This is a genomic window from Streptomyces fuscichromogenes, from assembly GCF_014645815.1.
GTDB classification, from domain to species: domain Bacteria; phylum Actinomycetota; class Actinomycetes; order Streptomycetales; family Streptomycetaceae; genus Streptomyces; species Streptomyces fuscichromogenes.
The window spans coordinates 400,822-417,959 of sequence record NZ_BMML01000007.1 but is presented as its reverse complement, the minus strand read 5'-3'; the positions used below and the strand labels follow the sequence as shown (position 1 = coordinate 417,959).

At 72.4% G+C, this 17,138-nt stretch carries 18 protein-coding genes; 8 read left to right on the top strand and 10 right to left on the bottom strand.

The window, feature by feature from the left end:
* The first annotated feature begins 121 nt into the window (after window positions 1–121).
* The 3 genes from IEZ11_RS18260 (at window position 122) to IEZ11_RS18250 (ending at window position 1,811) form a co-directional block, all read left to right on the top strand.
* The gene (locus IEZ11_RS18260; protein WP_189263829.1) at window positions 122–877 is read left to right on the top strand and encodes a TetR family transcriptional regulator; all 756 of its coding nucleotides are present in this window, start codon (window positions 122–124) and stop codon (window positions 875–877) included.
* 174 nt (window positions 878–1,051) lie between these two features.
* Window positions 1,052–1,471 carry a Zn-ribbon domain-containing OB-fold protein gene (locus IEZ11_RS18255; RefSeq protein ID WP_189263828.1) on the top strand — a complete coding sequence of 140 codons (420 nt, stop codon included), beginning with the start codon at window positions 1,052–1,054 and terminating at the stop codon, window positions 1,469–1,471.
* Between the two features lie 52 nt (window positions 1,472–1,523).
* On the top strand, window positions 1,524–1,811 hold the full coding sequence (locus tag IEZ11_RS18250) for a DUF4440 domain-containing protein (protein ID WP_189263827.1): 288 nt from the start codon (window positions 1,524–1,526) through the stop codon (window positions 1,809–1,811).
* Between the two features lie 42 nt (window positions 1,812–1,853).
* Here IEZ11_RS18250 and IEZ11_RS18245 read toward each other — a convergent pair whose 3' ends face one another.
* The 3 genes from IEZ11_RS18245 to IEZ11_RS18235 all read right to left on the bottom strand — a co-directional run bounded on the left by IEZ11_RS18245 (window position 1,854) and on the right by IEZ11_RS18235 (window position 4,333).
* Complete coding sequence (locus tag IEZ11_RS18245) at window positions 1,854–2,252, bottom strand: PPOX class F420-dependent oxidoreductase (protein WP_189263826.1); 399 nt, start codon at window positions 2,250–2,252, stop codon at window positions 1,854–1,856.
* Between the two features lie 121 nt (window positions 2,253–2,373).
* A complete protein-coding gene (locus IEZ11_RS18240; RefSeq protein WP_189263825.1) occupies window positions 2,374–3,132 on the bottom strand; it encodes a type 1 glutamine amidotransferase domain-containing protein in 759 nt (252 codons plus the stop codon).
* 31 nt (window positions 3,133–3,163) lie between these two features.
* Entirely contained in the window at window positions 3,164–4,333 is a 1,170-nt protein-coding gene (locus IEZ11_RS18235; protein ID WP_189263824.1) for a MalY/PatB family protein, read from the bottom strand.
* A gap of 189 nt (window positions 4,334–4,522) precedes the next feature.
* Here IEZ11_RS18235 and IEZ11_RS18230 point away from each other — a divergent pair, with 189 nt between their 5' ends.
* The gene (locus IEZ11_RS18230; RefSeq protein WP_189263823.1) at window positions 4,523–5,896 is read left to right on the top strand and encodes a S1 family peptidase; all 1,374 of its coding nucleotides are present in this window, start codon (window positions 4,523–4,525) and stop codon (window positions 5,894–5,896) included.
* Window positions 5,897–6,001: 105 nt separating this feature from the next.
* Here the strand turns inward: IEZ11_RS18230 and IEZ11_RS18225 are convergent, their stop codons facing one another.
* Together IEZ11_RS18225 and IEZ11_RS18220 are read right to left on the bottom strand one after the other, a co-directional pair.
* Window positions 6,002–6,157, bottom strand: coding sequence for a hypothetical protein (locus tag IEZ11_RS18225; RefSeq protein ID WP_167450010.1), 156 nt, complete (start codon window positions 6,155–6,157; stop codon window positions 6,002–6,004).
* Window positions 6,158–6,322: 165 nt separating this feature from the next.
* A complete protein-coding gene (locus IEZ11_RS18220) occupies window positions 6,323–7,471 on the bottom strand; it encodes an ROK family transcriptional regulator (protein ID WP_189263822.1) in 1,149 nt (382 codons plus the stop codon).
* 141 nt (window positions 7,472–7,612) lie between these two features.
* On the opposite strand from IEZ11_RS18220, the gene IEZ11_RS18215 reads away from it, so the two are divergent.
* Window positions 7,613–8,812, top strand: coding sequence for a Gfo/Idh/MocA family protein (locus IEZ11_RS18215; RefSeq protein WP_189263821.1), 1,200 nt, complete (start codon window positions 7,613–7,615; stop codon window positions 8,810–8,812).
* A gap of 30 nt (window positions 8,813–8,842) precedes the next feature.
* Here the strand turns inward: IEZ11_RS18215 and IEZ11_RS18210 are convergent, their stop codons facing one another.
* Complete coding sequence (locus IEZ11_RS18210; RefSeq protein WP_189263820.1) at window positions 8,843–9,538, bottom strand: L,D-transpeptidase; 696 nt, start codon at window positions 9,536–9,538, stop codon at window positions 8,843–8,845.
* A gap of 193 nt (window positions 9,539–9,731) precedes the next feature.
* On the opposite strand from IEZ11_RS18210, the gene IEZ11_RS18205 reads away from it, so the two are divergent.
* Window positions 9,732–11,126, top strand: coding sequence for a pyridoxal phosphate-dependent decarboxylase family protein (locus IEZ11_RS18205; protein ID WP_189263819.1), 1,395 nt, complete (start codon window positions 9,732–9,734; stop codon window positions 11,124–11,126).
* On the opposite strand, the gene IEZ11_RS18200 is transcribed toward IEZ11_RS18205, so the two are convergent.
* Window positions 11,112–11,930, bottom strand: a complete 819-nt coding sequence (locus IEZ11_RS18200; RefSeq protein ID WP_189263818.1) for an SDR family NAD(P)-dependent oxidoreductase — start codon at window positions 11,928–11,930, stop codon at window positions 11,112–11,114. The genes IEZ11_RS18205 and IEZ11_RS18200 overlap by 15 nt on opposite strands.
* 50 nt (window positions 11,931–11,980) lie before the next feature.
* Here IEZ11_RS18200 and IEZ11_RS18195 point away from each other — a divergent pair, with 50 nt between their 5' ends.
* Window positions 11,981–12,511: a hypothetical protein gene (locus IEZ11_RS18195; RefSeq protein ID WP_189263817.1), complete on the top strand. Its 531-nt coding sequence runs from the start codon at window positions 11,981–11,983 to the stop codon at window positions 12,509–12,511.
* Window positions 12,512–12,550: 39 nt separating this feature from the next.
* On the opposite strand, the gene IEZ11_RS18190 is transcribed toward IEZ11_RS18195, so the two are convergent.
* Together IEZ11_RS18190 and IEZ11_RS18185 are read right to left on the bottom strand one after the other, a co-directional pair.
* Window positions 12,551–13,180, bottom strand: a complete 630-nt coding sequence (locus IEZ11_RS18190; protein WP_189263816.1) for an MBL fold metallo-hydrolase — start codon at window positions 13,178–13,180, stop codon at window positions 12,551–12,553.
* A complete protein-coding gene (locus IEZ11_RS18185) occupies window positions 13,180–14,265 on the bottom strand; it encodes an S-(hydroxymethyl)mycothiol dehydrogenase (RefSeq protein WP_189263815.1) in 1,086 nt (361 codons plus the stop codon). The genes IEZ11_RS18190 and IEZ11_RS18185 overlap by 1 nt, the downstream gene beginning before the upstream one ends.
* A 216-nt stretch (window positions 14,266–14,481) precedes the next feature.
* Between IEZ11_RS18185 and IEZ11_RS18180 the strand changes: the two genes are divergently transcribed.
* A complete protein-coding gene (locus IEZ11_RS18180; protein ID WP_189263814.1) occupies window positions 14,482–16,893 on the top strand; it encodes a SpoIIE family protein phosphatase in 2,412 nt (803 codons plus the stop codon).
* On the opposite strand, the gene IEZ11_RS18175 is transcribed toward IEZ11_RS18180, so the two are convergent.
* Complete coding sequence (locus IEZ11_RS18175; RefSeq protein ID WP_189263813.1) at window positions 16,879–17,079, bottom strand: DUF8839 family protein; 201 nt, start codon at window positions 17,077–17,079, stop codon at window positions 16,879–16,881. The genes IEZ11_RS18180 and IEZ11_RS18175 overlap by 15 nt on opposite strands.
* Between the last annotated feature and the right edge of the window lie 59 nt (window positions 17,080–17,138).

Below are 17,138 nucleotides of genomic sequence, written 5' to 3'. Positions count from 1 at the left end.
GACCGGCCCACCGGTTCAGCCCGGGACCCCGAGTGGACCGGGGGACAGTGACAAGAGCACTCAGTCCCCCACTGGCGTGCACTGAGTGCCATGAGCCCGGCGGAGTGCTACGTTCGCGTCCATGAGCTCCAGCAGCGCGGCACCGACCGCCAAGCCGCCCATGCGGGACGCCCTGGTCGCGGCGGCCTTCCGGCTCTTCCTGGAGCGCGGCTACGAGCAGACGACCGTCGACGACATCGTGGCCCTCGCGGGGGTCGGGCGGCGCTCGTTCTTCCGCTACTTCCCCTCCAAGGAGGACGTGGTCTTCCCCGACCACGAGGGGTGCCTGGCCGACATGACCGCGTTCCTGGCGTCGGGCGCCCCGGAGTGCGAGCCGGTGCGGCGGGTATGCGACGCGGCCCGGCTGGTGCTGCGGATGTACGCCGAGAACCCCACCTTCTCCGTGCAGCGTTACCGGCTCACCAAGCAGGTACCGGGGCTGCGGGCGTACGAGCTGTCGGTGGTGTGGCGCTACGAGCGGGCGCTCGCCGAGTACCTGCGGGGCCGGTACGCCGGCCGCCCGGACGGGACGCTGCGGGCGGACGTCGTCGCGGCGGCCGTGGTCGCGGCGCACAACAACGCGCTCCGCTCCTGGCTGCGTTCGCAGGGGCGGAGCGACGCGGAGGAGACGGTCGACCACGCGCTCGGGTACGTGCAGGCCGCGTTCGGCGCCCGGCCCGCCGGTCCCGCCGGGCCCGCTCCGGGCGAGGCGGGACCGGCGGCCCTGTTCGGCGGCCCGGTGGAGCACCCGGACGACGTGGTCGTCCTCGTCTCGCGGCGCGACGCCCCGCTGTGGCGGGTGGTGCAGGAGATCGAGACCGCGTTCGGGCGCGCCTGAGCGGATCCGCCGAGCGATCCGAAGAACCCATTTTTGGGGTACGCAGTGCCTTTACGACTGACACTGAGTGCCATACGCTGTCGGCGTGCACGGTGGCACCGCGGACCGGGCACAGGCGTGCCCGGCCGGGTCCGGACACGCGGGATTCCGGGCGAGCGCAGGGAGTTGACCAGCGTGTACCACCACTCGACGAGCGCCGCGCAGTCGGCGGTCGGATTCGCGACGGGCGTTCTCGACCCCGTGCCCGTGGACCGTGCCAAGGACGCCATCGTCTACCAGCGCTGCACCTGGTGCGGCACCGCGATGTACCACCGGCTGCTGTGTCCGGTGTGCCAGTGCAGCGAGCTGCGGACGGAGCACAGCGAGGGCACCGGCACGGTCCGCCACTCGACGGTGGTGCACCGCAACACGCCCGCGGCGCGCAATGTGTCCCTGATCGAGATGGCCGAGGGATTCGTCGTACGGGGCCGGGTCATGGGCCCGCCGATCGGCATCCACAGCGGTGACCGCGTCAAGCTCTCCACCACCCGCGACCCGGTGCGCGGCGAGCCGGTCTTCCAACTCCTCGACGAGCCGTACCGCGCCTGGACCTGACAGTCGGAAATCCGGTTGCCCCTTGCCCGGTTCGCTGCGCCAGGATGGCCCGATGGACGATGAGACGGCCCAGGTGGGCGCGTCCGGCCGGAGGTTCACCGGTGAACAGGTGCTCGCCGAACTGCCGGACAGGCCGGGTGCGTCGAAGGACGGCCCGTGGTACGAGCCGTCGGGCATGACCGGTGTCCTTCTCGCTCCGGGTCTGGTGCAGGCGACCTTCGAGGCCCGCCTCGGCGACCGCCGCTCCCGGCACAGCTCCCTGTGGCGTTTTCGCGATGCGCGGAGCGGCTGGCGGATGTACTACCACCACGCCACGGTCGTACCGCCCGGAGTCGAGTAGCACCGGGCCGGACGTCTCGCTCTGGACGTCTCGCTCCGGATGTCAGGGCGTCAGGGTGACCCGGATGCCGACGGTGCCGTCGAGGCCGCGGCGGAGGCGGCTGCCGAGGAGGGTGAGGCGGCCGGTGAGGCCGTACTTGCGGGCGATGAGGGCGCGGTAGCGGGCGGTGGTGGCCGCGTCGGTGATCTCCGCGGTCGCCGGGACCGGGTCCCCGGTCGGGCCGCCGCGCAGGTCGCAGGGGCCGACCTTGACATCGGCGCGGCGGCGGATGCGCTTGACCTTCCAGGAGTCGGCGATCGTCCAGACGCCGAGCGTGTCCCCGTCCCGCACCACCCACACCGGGGTGGGGACCGGGGTGCCGTCCTTGCGGTAGCTGGTGACCAGCAGGTACTTGCCGGCGCCGAGCCGGTCGAGGGCCGCCGTGCCGGTGGTGTCGTCCATGCCCGGAGTCTAGACGGAGTTCGGCACCGTAGCGCGCCCCGAAGGCGCGCGGGGAACTGCGTGACCAGCCACCACGGCGCCGCAGCCGAACGACGGCGCACTCCGGCCATGGCAGCGGCGCTCACGCATCCGAACACCGGCCGAGCAGGTCGAGGTACTTCCGGGCGAAAAGGTACGCGTCGCCCGGCCAGCGCGCCGAAAGATAGCCGCCGTCCTCGACGACGAAGGCAGGGCTGTCGTCGCTCGCGGTGCCGCGCCGGGTGAGCTCGCGAGGGCCGCGCTCGAACTGGCCGGTCGGGTCGGCGAGGGCGGCGCGCACCTCGTCCTCGACGTAGGCGGAGTAGGTCCGGTAGTAGCGGCCCAGGCGCCAGGCGGTGGTGAAGTAGGCGGTGCGCTCCATGTACTTGGGCAGGCAGGTGGTGCGGCGGCCGGACAGGACGCTGCGCCCGGTGGCCGGGTCCAGGGTGCGGGCGAGGACGAGGACGCCGTGGCAGATCGCACCGACCGGGCGCCCGAGCGCCCAGAACTTCCCCACCTGGTCCCGGAGTTGGGGCGAGCCGAGGTACTGGCGCATGCCGGGCGCGTGTCCGCCGGGCAGCAGCAGCCCGTCGAACCCGGTGACGTCGAGGTCGGCCCAGGCCACGGTGGCGGTGAACTCCGGTGCGGCGGTGAGCTGTTCGTACCAGCGCCGGGGTTCGTCGGCGGCGCCGAGCTGCCCGAACAGGACGCCGGTGAGCAGCCGCGGGTCGGCCGCGAGCCGGGTTCCGGCGCGTTCGGTGGCGAACACCACCTGATGGCCGGCCCGGGTCAGCTCCCGCCAGGGCACGGCCACCTCGGTCACGTCGAAGTCCCGGTCGGGAAGCGGTATCAGCACACGCATACGGCCATGATGGCAGCCGGACGGCCGCGCCTCACCCGAGCGCCGCCGCCATCCGCCGTACCGCCTCCGTGATCACCTCGGGCGACGCGGCGAGGTTGAACCGTACGTGCCCGGCGCCGCCCGTCCCGAAGGGGATGCCGGAGTTCACGGCGACCCGGCCGCGCTCCAGGAAGAACTCGGCCGGGTCCTCGCCCAGGCCGAGCGCACGGCAGTCGAGCCAGGCGAGGTAGGTGGCCTCGCCGGGCTGGTACCGGATGCCGGGCAGATGGCGGTCGAGCAGGCCGGCGAGCAGGTGCCGGTTCTCGTCGAGGCCGGCGAGCAGGGCGTCGAGCCAGGCCGTGCCGTCGGTCAGGGCGGCCGTGTGGGCGATGACGCCGACATGGCTCGGACCGTGGCTGACCTCCTCCGGCAGGCGGGCGAGGTCGGCGGCGGCGCCGGGTCCGGCGAGGGCGAGCGCGGCCTTGAGGCCCGCGAGGTTCCAGGCCTTGGACGCGGACATCAGCGCCAGTCCGCGGTCCGCGCCCGGCACGCTCAGATAGGGGACGAAGCCGACGCCCGGGGCCGTCAGCGGGGCGTGGATCTCGTCGGCGACGACCCGGACGCCGTACCGCTCGGCGAGGGCGGTGACGGCGGCGAGCTCGGCGGCGGTGTGCACGGTGCCGGTCGGGTTGTGGGGGCTGCACAGCAGATAGCCGGCCCGCACCCCGCCCAGCCCGCGGAACGTCGCCTCCAGCACGTCGAGGTCGATCCGCCCGCCGACGCCGAGCGGGGCCTCCACCACCCGCCGGTCCAGGTGGCCGACGAACTGGTAGAACGGCGGGTACACCGGCGAGTTGACCACCACCGGGTCGCCGGGCCCGGTGACCAGCCGGAGCATCTCGACCACGCCGAGCATCACGTCGGGGACGATCGCGGTGCGGGCCGGGTCGAGCCCGTCCCAGCCCCAGCGTTTCGCCGCGAACGCGGCGAGCGCCTCGGCGTAGGCGGTGCCCGCCGGGTAGCCGGTGTCCCCGAGTTCCATCGCCGCCGTGACCGCGCGGACGACCGGCGCGGCGAGCGGCACGTCCATCTCGGCGACCCAGACCGGGAGCACGTCCTCGGGGTAGGTGCGCCATTTCATGCTGGTACGACATCGCAGCCGGTCGAGGGTGAGGGCGCGCAGCGGGTTCGGTTCGCCCGGATTCTCCTGGATGCTGGCCATGGGATCAAGATAGGCGGCCGTGGCCGGCACCGGAACGAGGCGTGCGGCCGGGCCGTACTGCCACGGGATCGTAAAGATCACCAACGCCGTGAACACCCCGCGGGCCGCCCACGTATGGAATGCAGGGCGCTCGACGACCGGAGGGCCCCGCGGTGCAGGCACCGCGCGTTCGGGGTTCGGGAGCCATGGATGAGGCACGCACGACGACGGGTCGTCCGGCGGGGGACACAGCTGGCGGCGGTCGGCGGACTCCTTCTGGGAGGCGCGATGGTCACCACGGCCATGGCGAGCGAGACTCCCGGCACGTCCGCCGTCCCGTTCAGTTCCGGCTCCGCGACCGAGGCCGGCAACACCGGTGCCGCGCTGGTGGGCGAGCTCGGCACGGCCCGTACGGCGGGCAGCTGGATCGGCGCCGACGGCAGGCCGGTGGTCGCGGTGACCGACGCACAGGCCGCGGCGACGGTGAAGAAGGCGGGCGCCGAGCCCAAGATGGTGTCGCACAGCATGAACGAGCTCAAGGCGGCCACCGCCACGCTGAAGGCGGCACCGCGGGTGGCCGGCACCGCGTGGGCGGTGGACTACAAGACCAACCAGGTGATGGTGGAGGCGGACAGCACGGTCTCCTCCTCCGACTGGTCGGACCTGAAGCGGGTCGCCGCGGGCATCGGCAGTTTCGTGCAGATGCAGCGCTCCGAGGGGAAGTTCACCACCCGGCTCAACGGGGCGCAGCCGATCCTGTCGACGGGCGGCCGCTGCTCGGCGGGGTTCAACGTCACCAACGGGACCACCGACTTCATCCTCACCGCCGGTCACTGCGGTCCCGCCAACACCATCTGGTTCGACGACAGCCAGGGCAACCAGCAGTTGGGCACCACGATCAACACGCAGTTCCCGGGCAACGACTTCTCGCTGATCCAGTACGCGTCCGGGAAGGCCGGTGACAACGCGGACGTGGTCGCGATCGGCAACGGCCAGGGCGTGCGGATCACCGGGGCGGCCGATGCGACGGTCGGGGAGAAGGTGTTCCGCAGCGGCTCCACCAGCGGTCTGCACGACGGCACGGTGACCGCGCTCAACGCGACCGTCAACTACCCCGAGGGCACGGTCACCGGGCTCATCCAGACCAATGTGTGCGCCGAACCGGGCGACAGCGGCGGCCCGTTGTTCTCCAACGGCATTGCGCTGGGGATGACCTCGGGCGGCAGCGGTGACTGCACCACGGGCGGGGTGACGTTCTTCCAGCCGGTGACGCGGGCGATGGCCGCGCTGAACGTCCAGCTGATCGTGACGAAGCAGGCCGCCGGGGGCCAGAGCGCCGCGCCGGCGCCGTCGGCGTCAGCCAACCACAGCGCCATCGCGCCGAGCACGGCCACGCCGGGCTCCACGGCGCCGGTCACCGGGGAGGAGACCAGTCTGATCGCCCGGCTCACGGACACCCGAAACATCGGGCCGGGCCTGCTGGTGGTCGGGGGCAGTCTGATCGCGCTGGTCGGGACCCGGTTCATCCGCTCGGAGCAGGACCGCAAAGCCTACCAGCGCTACTACTCGGCCACTTGGGGCTGACGGGGGACGGAGCGGTCCGCCGCGCGAGGTCCTAAGAGATCAGGAGAAGGGCACCCGTCCGCTGCGGGTGCCCGGGACGGGCGGTCGGGCCGCCTGGTCCGGCCGCTACGGGGTTGCCGCCGCCCATTCGAGGACGAGCCGCTGGTACTCCTCGCGCTGCTCGGTGCTCAGTGTCCCGCCCGACCGGAGCCACAGGGCCCGGATCTCCTCGTTGACCTCGTCGGCCGATCGCTCGGTGACGGCTTCAACAGTGGTGGACATGGTGTGAGCATATGCCGGACGAGGTGAAGGCGCCGTGAGTAAGTACGACCGATAGGGATATATCGGACCGTGTTACTCATCACGTCAATGTGTCCAGCACAGGCGGGAGTTCGGTGCCCCGTGACAGTGCCGCGTGACAGCGCCCCGGCGGGCGGTAACGGCAGTTCAGCCGCCGGTCCGGCCGAGCACCAGCACCTGGATGGCCAGCACGGCGGCGCCGCGCGCCCAGTCGTGGAAGTCGGAGACCTTGGTCTCCAGGTTGATCGGGGCGGCAAGCGGATGCCGGTGGGTGCGGATCATGTCCCGCACCGCGTCGCCGGCCACCTCCATCAGGCCGACCCCCTCCCCGGCGAGCAGGATCTTCTGCGGCATGACGAAGTTGGCGATCTGCGCGAGCAGGGTGCCCAGCGCCCGGCCGGCCTCGCCGATCACCCGTGCGGCCATCGGCTCGCGCGCGGCGGCGGCCGCCAGGATCTCCTCGTACGACGCGTCCCGGCCGGTGGCGGCGCGGACCTGGTAGCGGATGCTGGGGATGGTGAGCAGCGACACGGCGCTGCCGCGCTCGCCCTGCGGAGTGAGCGGGCCCTGCGGGTCGATGATCCAGTGCCGTCCGAAGCCGCGGTCCTCCTCGGCACAGGGGACCCGACGGCCGCCGAGCACCAGGCCGTAGCCGATGCCGGCGCCGATGGTGAGCACGACGAAGCGGTCCAGCCCGCGTCCGGCGCCGAACCAGGTCTCGGCCTCGACCAGGGCGGCCACGTCGTTCTCCACGACGACCGGCAGCCCGGTGCGCTCCCGGACCAGCCCGGCCAGCGGAACGTCCCGCCAGGACAGGTAGGGCGACTCGCCGACCACCGCGTACTCGCGCACGAACCCGCCGACGCCGATGCCGATGCCCGCGACGGCGGGGTGCCGGCCGGCCAGCTCGGCCGTCATCGCGGCCAGCAGGTCGGCGACGTACTCGGGGTCATGGCCGGTGAGCGGCCGGTCGAGGCGGGCGACGATATCGCTCCTGAGACTGGTGACGACGCCGTAGACCATCTCGTCGGTGATCTTGAAGCCGAGGAAGGACCGGGATTCGGCGACCACGCCGAGCGGCTGCGAGGGGCGGCCCTGCCGCGCTTCCGCCGGGGCGCCCGCCCAGGGGGCCTCGACGAGCAGGCCGGACTCGATGAGCGGCTTGGTGAGGCGGGTGAGGCTGCCCTGGGAGAGGTTCAGCCGGCGGGCCAGCTCGGTACGCGACAGCGGGCCGTGGACGAGCACCTCGATCGCCACGGAGCGCTCCGCGGGGCTCAGCGGCAGCCAGTCGGTCACGGCATTCCTTTTCTTCCGGAGTTGAAGCAACCAAGCCACCCTACTGTGCGCCGGGTGCGCCGCATAAGCGCCCTCCTCACACCTTTCCGACTTCCTTCCGCCCCTTGACGGCAAGATTCTTCCGCAGCAAAAGTAACCCCCATGACTTTCTCACTCGGCATCGTCGGCGCCGGACAGTTCTCCGGCCAGTTCGCCACTCTGTTCCAGGCCCATCCCGGGGTCGGCGACGTGTACGTCACCGACCTGCTGCCCGAGCGGGCGGAGAGGCTCGCCGCCGCCCAGGGTCTGGCGGGCACCTTCCCGTCGTACGAGGCCATGCTGGAGTCCGACGTCGACGCGGTAGCGATCTTCACCCAGCGCTGGACGCACGGCCCGCTGGTCCTGGCGGGCCTGAACGCCGGCAAGCACGTGTACTCGGCGGTCCCCATGGCGATCACGACCGAGGAGATCGCCGCGATCATCGACACGGTCAAGGCGACCGGCCTGACCTACATGATGGGCGAGACCAGCCAGTACAACCCGGCCACCGTGCACGCCCGCAACCAGATCGCCGAGGGCGCCTTCGGGCGGCTCTTCTACGCCGAGGGCGACTACGTCCACGACATGGACCTCGGCTTCTACGACGCCTACCGCTACAGCGGCGGCGAGAACTGGAAGGCGACCGCCAGCTACCCCCCGCTGCTCTATCCCACGCACGCGGTGGGCGGGGTGCTCGGCGCCTGGCAGACCCACGCGGTGAGCGTGTCGGCGATCGGCGTCACCGACGACCGCGGCGACGGCGTCTTCGACAAGGACGTCAGCCAGTTCGGCAACGACATCTCCAACGCGACCGCGCTGTTCGAGGTGGCCGGCGGCGGCTCGTTCCGCACCAACGAGTTCCGGCGGGTGGGCTACCCGTCGCACATCCGCGAATCACGCTTCCGGTTCTTCGGGACCGAGGCCAGCATGGAACAGCTGGCGACGGTGGCGCTGTGGCAGGACAAGAAGGGTGTCCAGGACATCAGCGAGCTGCTCGAACCCAAGCCGACCATGTCCCCCGACGACCCCTCGCTCCAGCACATCGCGCCGGAGCTGCGGGCCGCGTTCACCTCCGGGTCCGCACCGGTGCACGACCGGGCCCGGCTGCCGCGCGAGTTCGACACGCTGCACAACGGACACGAGGGCAGCCACCACTTCCTGGTGGACGACTTCGCGACCGCCGTCAACACGCGCGCTCTGCCGACGGTCAACGCGTGGGTCGCCGCCCGTTACACCCTGCCGGGCATCATCGCGCACGAGTCCGCGCGGCAGGGTGGGGCCAGGCTGGAGATCCCGGACTTCGGGGACGCCCCGGAGAGCTGAGCCGCAGCCGCCGGCCGGGGCCGGGTGCCGTCAGGTGCCCGGCTTGCGGCCGTACACGAAGACGTCGTCCCCGGTCTTCAGCAGCGACCAGTACTTCTTGGCGACGGTGGGCGTCATGTTGACGCAGCCGTGCGAGCCCGGCGGGTTCCACATGCTGAGATTCACCGAGTGGAAGGCCTGGCCGCCGTCGAAGAACTGGCTGTAGGGCATCGGCACGTTGTAGACGGACGAGACGTGGTCGATGTCACGCCAGTAGATCTTCTTCAGACCGGTCCGGGTCTCGAAGCCGTCACGGCCGGTGCGGACCGGGACCGGGCCGTAGACCAGCCTGCTGCCGTCCTGGATCCAGCTCAGCTGGAGCGTGAGGTTGACGCAGGCGATGCGCCCCTTGTTCGTCGGGCACGTGCCGTCCTTGTTGGGGTCGTTCCCGACGGCCTTCTGCTTGTTCATCAGGTCCATCACGCCCCAGGTGACGGAACCCGCGTACCCGACGGCGGGCGTGATGCCGTGCTTGTTCTGGAACGCCTGGATCGCCTTGCAGTCGGCGGTGGACTGCTTGCCGTCGACCGGCCGCCCGAGGAACTTCTCCACCTGCTTCTGGTACGGCCCGGCCTGCGTGGTGCAGCTCGCGGCCTGCGCGGGAGCGGAGGTGAGGGCGAGCGTGAGCGGCGCCACCAGTCCGGTGACACCGAGGATGACGGCACTTCGTCTGCTTATATCCCCCATGTGATGTCTGTCTCCTTTTCCTGTCCTGTGGTCTCGTCGTACTGGACCGGCCGATGCGCGGCTTTGGTTGTAGCCCGGGTCAGGCTGTGACGAAACGGTTGACTTGGCCGTCGCCAACGCCCATGCCGGCATCGGTCCACCTACCCGGAAGTGGACCGCGCCACAGCGTCGTGGCCGACCTAGTGTGCGGTTCATGGACCCCGCACTCGCCGACGATCTCGCCCGGCTTCCGGAACTTCTCCAGTCCGCCCGTGACATGGCCGCCCGGGCGGTGGCCGGTTCGGCCGAGCGGCCGGTGGCCGCGCTCGCGCCCGCACCGTCGCGGGCGCCGCTGCCCGAGCGGGGGGAGGGCGGTACCGGCGCGCTGGCCCGGTTCGCCGAGCGGTGGGCGCCGGGAATGTCCGCCTCGGCCGGGCCACGCTACCTCGGTTTCGTCACCGGCGGTGTGACGCCCGCCTCCCTCACCGGCGACTGGCTGACCTCGGCCTACGACCAGAACCTGTCCGGGGACACCGGCTCCTGGGGGGCCGCCCTGGAGCGCGAGACCGTGGAGTGGCTGGCCAGGCTGTTCGGGCTCGGCGAGGCGCACGGCGGAGCCTTTGTGACCGGCGCCACGATGTCGAACACGGTCGGCCTGGCGATCGCCCGGGAGTGGCTCGGCGAGCGGCTCGGGGTGGACGTCTCCCGGGCGGGGTCCGCCGCGCTCGGCCCGGTCGAGGTGCTCTCCGGCAGCCCGCACTCCAGCATCGGCAAGGCGCTGTCGGTGCTCGGCATCGGACGGGACCGGCTGCGCCGGGTGCCGCTGCTGCCCGGCGGCCGGGAGGCGGTGGACGTGGCCGCGCTGGAGGCGGCGCTGGCCGGTCTTGACGGGCGGCCCGCGATCGTCGTCGCCAACGCGGGCACGGTGAACACCGTCGACTTCGACGATCTGCGCGCGATCGCCGCCCTCCGCGAGCGGTACGGCTTCTGGCTGCACGTGGACGCCGCGTTCGGTGCCTTCGCCGCCCTCTCCCCCGCCCACGCCCCGCTCGTCGCCGGTCTCGACGCGGCCGACTCGGTCTGTGTGGACCTGCACAAGTGGCTCAACGTCCCCTACGACGCCGCCGTCCAGTTCACCCGCCGCCGCGACCTCCAGGTGGCCGTCTTCCACAACGACTCCCCGTACCTGGGCCCGCCCACCGAGACCCCGGACTTCGTGCACCTCACCCCGGAGAACTCCCGCCGGATGCGGGCGCTGCCGGTCTGGTTCGCGCTGACGGCGTACGGCCGGGACGGGCACCGCGAGATCGTCGAGCGCAATGTCACCGAGGCCCGCCGCCTCGGCTCCGGCATCGGGGAGTTGCCCGCCCTGCGCCTGCTCGCCCCGGTCCGGCTCAACGTGGTCTGCTTCACCCTCGCCGAGAAGCCCACGCAGGAGCGGGTGGCCGCCCTGGCCCGTGCGGTCGCCGCGTCCGGCGAGGCGTTCCTGACACCGACGGTGTACGGCGGGGTGCCGGCGCTGCGGGCGGCCTTCAGCAACTGGCGGACCACCGAGGACGACACCCGGCGCGTGCTGGCCGCGCTCGCGACCGCCTCAGCGGCTCTCTGACCCGCGCCGGGCCTCCCGGTGCGGCCGCAGTGCCGCATGGAACCCGCTGTTGACAGCGGTGAGTCCGCCGTCGACGCGAAGGGTGGTGCCGGTGATCCAGGCGGCGTCGCGGGAGGCGAGGAAGGCGACGGCCGCGGCGACGTCCTCCGGTTCGCCGATCCGGCCGAGCGGGTAGAGCGGCCGCAGGGCGGCGAGTTCGTCCTCCCGGCCCGCCCAGGCCGAGGTGCGGACCGTGCCCGGCTCCACCAGGTTGACCCGCACCCCGCGGGCGGCAGCGTGCCCGGCCAGGGTGCGGGTCAGCGAGCCGAGACCAGCCTTGGCGGCGCTGTAGGCGTGGTTCCCGAAGTCCGCCTCGGCGTTGACGGAACCGATGCTCACGATCGCGCCCCGGCCCGAGGCCGCCAGGTGCGGAAGGGCGGCGCGGCAGCAGCGGTGGACCCCGGTGAGCGTGATGTCGAGGTCCGCCTCCCACCCGTCGTCCGGCTGGTCCTCGAAGAGAGGCACGTCGGGGGTGCAGTGCGCGGCGCAGTTCACCAGGACGTCGAGGGCGCCGAAGGTCTCGACGGCACGGGCGACGGCGGCCGCCACGGAGTCCCGGTCGGCGACGTCGCAGGCGAACGCCGTGACCGCCAGGCCCTGTTCGCGCAACGCGGCCGCCGTCCGCTCCGCCTCGGGCAGGTCCCGGTCGGTCGCCAGCACCCGGGCGCCCTCCTCGGCCAGCCGGCGGGCGACGGCCGCACCGATGCCGCGGGCCGCCCCCGTGACGAGAACTCCGTGTCCGGCAAAGCGATCGGGTCCGGTCATGACGACGACCGTACGGGTCGGACGATCAACAGGACAGATAGCGTGCGCACATGTCCTCGTTCTTGCAGCAACTCCCGGCCCTCATCGGCGTCGTGATCGGCGCGCTCGGTTCGTATCTCGCGGTGGTGCGGGGCGACCGGGTGCGGTTCCGGCGGGAGCAGGAGGCGCGCTGGGACGAGCGGCGGCTGGCCGTGTACGCGGAATGGGCGCAGGCGCTGAAGAGGACCGTCTCCGTCGACTACCGGGTGGCGGCCCATCTGGGCAACGACCCGCATCCCCACCCGCTCTCCCCGCAGGAGGCCGAACCCCTGCTGGCCGAGGCCCAGTTGGCCCGTGATCCGCACGGCGAGAAGCTCATCATGCTGGGCAGTCCGACGGTGGTCGGCAAGGCCCAGGAGTGGGTCGTCACGGTCATGGAGATGGAGCGGTTCCTGCGGGAGGGGCGACGGGATCCCGCGGCGTGGCGGATACTGCTGGACCGGCAGCGGGACGGACGCGACCGCTACTACGCGGCCGTGCGGGAGGATCTGGCGCTGCCGCCCGGCCACTCCGGGCGGCTGCCGCTGCCGGCGGAGATGTGAGGCCGACTCGGTCCGGCCTCACGTTCTCCCGCAGCAGCCTCAGTGGCCGCGGGCGATCCACTCCGCCAGCTGGGGCGCCTCGGCGCCGATGGTGGTCGAGTCGCCGTGCCCGGTCAGGACCTTCGTCTCCGGCGGGAGGGTGAGCAGCTTGTCCCGGATGGAGTCGATGATCGTCGGGAAGTGCGAGTACGACCGTCCGGTCGCGCCGGGGCCGCCCTGGAAGAGGGTGTCGCCCGTGAAGACGGCGCCCAGACCCGGGTCGTAGAGGCAGACGGCGCCGGGCGCGTGGCCGGGCGTGTGCAGAACGGTCAGGTCGGCGCCCGCGGCCTCGATGACCAGCCCGTCGGACAGGTGGTTGTCGGGGTCACGGTCGGGGTGGGTGAGCTTCCACAGCGGCAGGTCGTCGGGGTGCAGCCAGATCTTGGCGCCGGTCAGGTCGGCGAGGGCGGGCGCCGCGTCGATGTGGTCGTTGTGGGCGTGGGTGCAGACGATCGCCTTCAGGACGCGGTCGTCGACCGCCGCGGCGATGGCCTGGGCGTCGTGGGCGGCGTCGATGACGATCACTTCCCGTTCGTCGCCGACGATCCAGACGTTGTTCTCGACGTCCCAGGTGCCGCCGTCGAGGGTGAACTGCCCGGAGGTGACGAGGCGTTCGATGCGCGTGGTCATCACAGCACCACCACCGAACGCAGCACGTCGCCCTGGTGCATCCGCTCGAAGGCCTTCTCGACCTCGTCGAGCTGGATGGTCTCGGTGACGAAGGCGTCCAGCGGCAGCCGCCCCTGCAGGTGCAGGTCGATGAGCATCGGGAAGTCCCGGGAGGGCAGACAGTCGCCGTACCAGGACGACTTGAGCGCGCCGCCGCGGCCGAAGACGTCGAGCAGCGGCAGTTCGAGCTTCATCTCCGGGGTCGGGACGCCGACCAGCACGACCGTGCCGGCCAGGTCACGGGCGTAGAACGCCTGCCGGTAGGTCTCCGGGCGGCCGACCGCCTCGATGACGACGTCGGCGCCGAAACCGCCGGTCAGCTCCCGGATCGCCTCGACCGCGTCGCTCTCGCGCGAGTTCACGCTGTGGGTGGCGCCCAGCCTGCGTGCCGTCTCCAGCTTCTGGTCGTCGATGTCCACGGCGATGATCCGCCCCGCGCCCGCCAGGTTCGAGCCGAGGACCGCGGCGGCACCGACGCCTCCGCACCCGATGACCGCGACGGTGTCGCCGCGGCCGACGGCGCCCGTGTTGAGGGCGGCGCCGATGCCCGCCATCACCCCGCAGCCCAGCAGTCCCGCGGCCGCCGCCGACGCACGCCGGTCGACCTTGGTGCACTGCCCGGCCGCCACCAGCGTCTTCTCCGCGAAGGCGCCGATCCCGAGGGCGGGCGAGAGTTCCGTGCCGTCGGTCAGAGTCATCTTCTGCTTCGCGTTGTGGGTGTTGAAGCAGTACCAGGGCCGGCCGCGCAGACAGGCCCGGCAGTTCCCGCACACCGCACGCCAGTTGAGGATCACGAAGTCACCGGGCGCGACGTCGGTGACCCCGTCGCCGACCGCCTCGACGACCCCCGCCGCCTCGTGCCCCAGCAGGAACGGAAAGTCGTCGCTGATCCCGCCCTCGCGATAGTGCAGATCGGTGTGGCAGACCCCGCAGGCCTCGATCCTGACCACCGCCTCGCCCGGACCGGGGTCGGGCACGATGATGGTCTCCAGGCTGACAGGGGCGCCCTTGCTCCGCGCGACGACGGCACGGACCTGCTGAGACATGGCCACTCCTCGACTGACAGAGGCGGCGAGACGTTGCCCTATACGGCACGCATCTCGTGTTTCGCAACACAGCATCGCGGAGGCCGCAGCGGCGGTCAAGGATCCGTCAGCCGCCCCGCGCATCTGGGGCGGGCAGCGCGTGCCCAGGTATCATTTGTTGCGCAATCACCATGAACCCACACATCCCTAGTCGGCACGGTTGTGCCTGAGGTGAGGATGCGCGACATCACCTTCTACGGCCGGGGCGAGCTTCCCGAGCCCGGGGGCGAGGCCGAGGTCCTGCTGGACGCGCGGGGGCGGCTGGCGGCCTGGGGCCCGGGCGCCGAGCAGCTGCTCGGCCGGCCGGCCCGGGAGCTGCTCGGCCGGCCCGCGCACGAGCTGCTGCACGACCCCGCCGACGCCGCGCACCTGCTGCGGCGCTGGGCGGCGGGGGTCCGCCGGGAGCGGCTGGTGCTGCGCGGTCGCGACGGGGAACCGGTCGAGGTCCAGGTCTGGGCGCGCTCCCTCACCACGGCGGACGGCGAGGTCCGGTGGCTCGTACAGGGGACGGGCGCGGAGTCGTACCGTACGTACGAATTCGGTCGCGCCCTGTTGCAGGGGCTGTTCACCGACATCCCCTTCCACATCGACCTCTTCGACACGCAGCTGCGGTTCATCGCCCAGAACCTCGGGCGGCGGCGTGCCGGGGTGTTCCGGGAGACCGCGTTCACCGGGCACACGATGCGCGAGATGGCCCCGCCCGGCCTGCTGGACCTCGATGCCCTGGAGGAGCGGCAGCGTCGGGTGCTGGAGACCGGCGAGGCCCTGCTCGACACCGAGGTCGTCGGCCGTCCCGTCCCCGGTTCACCGGACGACTACGTGTGGTCGGAGTCCATCCTGCCGCTCAGGAACGCGTCCGGGACGGTGATCGCGCTGGCCCATGTGGTCACCGACGTGACCCAGCGGGTCCGCTCGCGGGAGCGGCTGGTCCTGGCCAACGAGGCCGGCGCCCGGATCGGCACCAGCCTGGACCTCTGGCAGACGGCCCGGGAACTCGCCGACGTGGCGGTGCCGTGGTTCGCCGACAGCTGCCATGTCGACCTGCTGGACTCCGTCTTCGCCGACCGGGAGCCCGCCGACGACACGGCCCCGGGCCACCCGCTGCTCCGCCGGGCCGCCTGCGGCGGAGTACCCGAGGACACGGCAGGGGCCCGGCCGGTACCGGTGGGCGAGGTGGACACGGCGGCGACGGTGCCCGGCTCGCCGTTCCTCGACGCCCTGGCGAAGGGCGAGTCCGTGCTCCTCGCGGACGAGCAGCTGGCCCCGGGCGGCAGCGGCCGTCCGGTGCCGGGCGCCGGACCGGAGGTCCACTCCTGGCTGCTCGTCCCCCTGCTCGCCCGGGGTGTCGCCCTCGGTACCGCCGTCTTCATGCGGTCCCGCAGCCCCCGCCGGTTCGAGCCCGAGGACGTGCTGCTCGCCGAGCAGATCGTGACCCGCACCGCGGTGTGCGTCGACAACGCGAGCCGCTACCACCGGGAGCGGACGACCGCCCGGACCCTGAGGCGCAGCCTGCTCCCCCAGCGGCTGCCGTCGCCGTCGGCGGTGCGGACGGCGTCCCGCTACCTGCCGGCCAGCGAGCACACCGGGCTGGGCGGTGACTGGTTCGACGTGATCCCGCTGTCCGGGGCCCGGGTGGCGCTCGTGGTGGGCGACGTGGTCGGGCACGGTCTCCAGTCGGCGGTGACCATGGGCCGGCTGCGCGGCGCCGTACGCACCCTCGCGGACCTCGACCTGTCCCCCGTGGAGCTCCTCGCCCACCTGGACGAACAGATGAGCCGCTTCCTCGACGAGCGCGGCGACGAGGTGTCCCTGGTGACGGGGGCGACCTGCCTGTACGCGGTGTACGACCCGGTGTCGCGGCTGTGCCGGCTGGCGCGCGCCGGCCATCCGTCGCCGGCGGTCGTCTCGGCGGACGGCGCCGTCGAGTTCGTGGACCTGCCAGGCGGCCCGCCGCTGGGCCTGGGCGGTGTCGTGTTCGAGGAGCGCGAGATCGCCCTGGACGACGGGGACCTCCTGGTCCTCTACACCGACGGACTGCTGGAGTCACGGGCGCAGGACGTCGAGACCGGGCTGCGCCGGATGCGTGCCACCCTCTCCCGCACGCCCGTGTCGGCCGCTCCGCAGGAGGTGTGCGACACGCTGGTGCGCGAACTGCTGCCGCCGGGCCACCAGGACGACGTGGCCGTCCTGGTGGCCCGGATGACCGGTCTGGCCCCGGACTCCCATGTCACCTGGGAGATCGAGGCGCGGGACAGAATGGTCGGCCGGGCCCGGGAGCTCACGGCGCGGCAGCTGGCGCGGTGGGGGCTGGCGGAGTCGTCGTTCACCACCGAGCTGATCGTCAGCGAGCTGGTGACGAACGCGCTGCGGTACGGCGGTGCGCCGATCACGCTGCGCCTGATCCGGGACCGGAACCTGATCTGCGAGGTGTCGGACGGCAGCAGCACCTCACCGCACGTACGGCGCGCCCAGGACACCGACGAGGGCGGCCGCGGTCTCTACCTGATCACCCAGCTCGCGCAGAACTGGGGGACGCGGTACGGCGACCGGGGCAAGACCATCTGGGCCGAGCAGTCACTGACCGGCTGACGCGGGCACCGCGGCGCAGGACCCGTCGTCCGAGCCGGGCACGACGACCAGGAAGGCGTCCGTGCCGAGGTCCATCACCACGGTCGCCCGCCCGCCCTCGGCCCGGCACCTCGCCGCGTACTCCTCGGCGGGCCACGAACCCCGGGGAGCCCCGGCGGGAAAACGCTCCAGCACCCTCGCACCCATGGCGGCCCTGCACTTTCCGTGTCGGTCTCTCGCCTTGTCGTGCGGTTGCCCCGCATCCC